The 2422-nt window shown below is 73.6% G+C and carries 3 protein-coding genes; 2 read left to right on the top strand and 1 reads right to left on the bottom strand.

The annotated features are described in order from the left end of the window. Positions 1 to 198 (bottom strand): helix-turn-helix domain-containing protein (locus tag PROKR_RS32035; protein WP_157602895.1); only part of this gene is annotated, 198 nt, incomplete at its 3' end. A gap of 82 nt (positions 199 to 280) precedes the next feature. Between PROKR_RS32035 and PROKR_RS30130 the strand changes: the two genes are divergently transcribed. Continuing rightward, positions 281 to 1273, top strand: coding sequence for a DMT family transporter (locus PROKR_RS30130; protein ID WP_245606042.1), 993 nt, complete (start codon positions 281 to 283; stop codon positions 1271 to 1273). A 54-nt stretch (positions 1274 to 1327) separates the two neighbouring features. Continuing rightward, complete coding sequence (locus tag PROKR_RS30125) at positions 1328 to 2386, top strand: LacI family DNA-binding transcriptional regulator (RefSeq protein WP_051433527.1); 1059 nt, start codon at positions 1328 to 1330, stop codon at positions 2384 to 2386. Positions 2387 to 2422: the final 36 nt, after the last annotated feature.

The following is a 2422-nucleotide window of genomic DNA, read 5'->3' as shown; positions in this document are numbered from 1 at the left end:
GGCCAGCGCGCGCCCGGCGGCCGTGGGCCGGATGCCGCGGCCGTGCCGCGCCAGCAGCTTGAGCCCGGTCTCACGCTGGAGCGCGGAGACGTGCTGGCTGACGGCGGACGGCGTGTACCCGAGGTTCGCCGCCGCGGCGCCGATGGAACCGGACGCGACGACGGAGCGGAAGACCCGGAGGCGGTGGACGTCGAGCATGGAGCCACTGTACAGCGAGACTGAATCCAGATGAAGGAACAGTCGCTGGTGCTTCACGGTGGTCTCGGGCAAGGATCGCACCATGACCAACGCCACGGCCGATAGCCGCCAGACCTCGCCGCTCGCGCCGGGCAGAGTTCCGGGCATGAGCACCGCCGTCACCCCGCCGGCCCCGGCCGCGACGCCGCCCGCCCACGCCGCTCCGCCGGCGACGAACCGCTGGCTCGTCCCGGCCGCCGCCGCGGTCACCGTCGTGCTGTGGGGCTCCGCGTTCATCGGCATCCGGTCCGCCGGGTTCGACTACACGCCGGGCGCCCTCACCCTGGGCCGCATCCTCGTGGGCACGCTCGCGCTCACGGTCATCGCCGGCCTGGCAGGCAAGCTCCGGCTGCCGCGCGGCCGGGCGCTGGTGGGTGTCGCCGTCTGGGGCGTGCTGTGGTTCGGGCTGTACAACCTCGCCCTCAACGCGGCCGAGCGCACGCTCGACGCCGGCACCGCCTCCCTGCTGGTGGGCCTCGCGCCGATCCTCATCGCGGTGTTCGCCGGGATCTCGCTCGGCGAGGGCTTCCCCGCGCGACTCCTGGCCGGCATCGGCATCGCGTTCGCGGGCGTGGCCGGTATCGCGCTGGCTACCTCCAGCGGCGCCTCCGACGTGGTCAGCGTGCTCCTCGGGCTCGCGGCCGCCGTCGTCTACGCCGGGAGCACCATCCTGCAGAAGCGCCTGCTCCCGCAGGTCGACTCGCTGACCATGACCTGGCTGGGCTGCCTCGCGGGCACGATCGCGTGCCTGCCGTTCGCACCGGTGCTCCTGGCGGAGGTCGCCGCGGCTCCGGCGTCGGCCACCCTGAGCGTCGTCTACCTGGGCGTCTTCCCCACCGCGATCGCGTTCGTGACCTGGGGCTACGCCCTCACGCGGACGACGGCGGGGAGGCTCGGCGCGGCGACCTACGCCGCCGCGCCGCTCGCGGTCCTCATGTCCTGGGCGCTGCTGGGCGAGGTGCCGACGCCGGTCGCGCTGGTGGGTGGCGGGCTGTGCCTGACGGGCGTCCTGGTGGCCACGCTGCGGCTGCGCTGAATTCCTCTGGTGCACCGATTGACCACGTAAGATTGCGCTCGAGATGAGCGCCCCATGACAGCACCGAAGACGCCGCCCGGGCCGCGCGGCAGCGGCCGGGTGACGATCACCGACGTGGCCGCGCTGGCGGGCGTCTCAGCGGGTGCCGTGTCCAAGGTCTTCAACGGCAACGGCCGCATCTCGGAGGCCACCTCCGAGCGCATCCGCGAGGCCGCACGCAAGCTCAACTGGCGGCCCAGCGCGGCCGCGATCGCCCTGCGCACGGCCCGCGCGCAGGCGATCGGTCTGGTGCTGACGAGCGACAGCAAGGTGCCCGGCGTCGGCGCCGGCAACATGGACTTCATCTCGGGTATCGAGTCGGTGCTGAGCCCGCGCGAGTACGGGCTGCTGCTCAACGTCTTCATCACCGGGCAGCACGACGAGGAGCACTTCTACCGCACGCTCGCCGAGCGGCAGCGGATGGACGGGATCATCCTCACCAACTCCCGGATCGGCGACACCCGGCCCGAGCTGATGTCGCGGCTCGGCCTCCCGGCGGTGCTCGTCGGCGCCCCGTGGGAGCCCGGCGCCATCGAGTACGTGGACGCCGACCCGCCGAGCGCGGGGATCGCGGAGACCGTGGACCACCTGGTGTCGCTGGGCCACGAGCGCGTCGCGTTCATCAGCGGGCCCCGGCACTTCGTGCTCCCCGAGCTGCGCCGCGAGGCGTTCGTCCGGCGGCTGGCGGACCACGGGCTGCGCCCGCACGCCGTCGTACCGGTCGAGTACTCACCGGCCCGCGCGGCCGAGGAGACCACGGCGCTCCTGGCGGGTCACGTGCGACCGACGGCGATCCTGTACGGCACCGACACCATGGCGATCGCGGGGATGCGCACCATCCAGGCGGCCGGGCTCCGGGTGCCCGACGACATCTCCGTGGTCGGCTTCGAGGGCCTCACGCTGGGCGAATGGGTGGACCCGCCGCTGACGACGGTCCAGCGGTTCGCGTTCCAGCGCGGGCGCGCGGCCGCGGCCAAGCTGCTGACGCTGCTGGGCGAGACCGTCGAGGAGCCCGTGCCGTTGGAGCGGCCGGCGCTGATCGTCCGCGGCTCGACCGGCCCCTGCCGCGGATGACCATGCACCTGCTGCCAGGACGTTCGTCGTCCTGGC

The sequence above is a fragment of the Promicromonospora kroppenstedtii DSM 19349 genome (genome assembly GCF_000515355.1).
Taxonomy (GTDB): Bacteria; Actinomycetota; Actinomycetes; order Actinomycetales; family Cellulomonadaceae; genus Promicromonospora; species Promicromonospora kroppenstedtii.
Note: the sequence above shows the minus strand (reverse complement) of the source record. Positions and strands in the feature narration are given on the sequence as shown.

Excerpts from the sequence above, each read along its gene's own strand:
- PROKR_RS30125 (WP_051433527.1), top strand. The coding sequence starts at position 1,328 with ATGACAGCACCGAAGACGCCGCCCGGGCCGCGCGGCAGCGGCCGGGTG.
- PROKR_RS30130 (WP_245606042.1), top strand. The coding sequence starts at position 281 with ATGACCAACGCCACGGCCGATAGCCGCCAGACCTCGCCGCTCGCGCCG.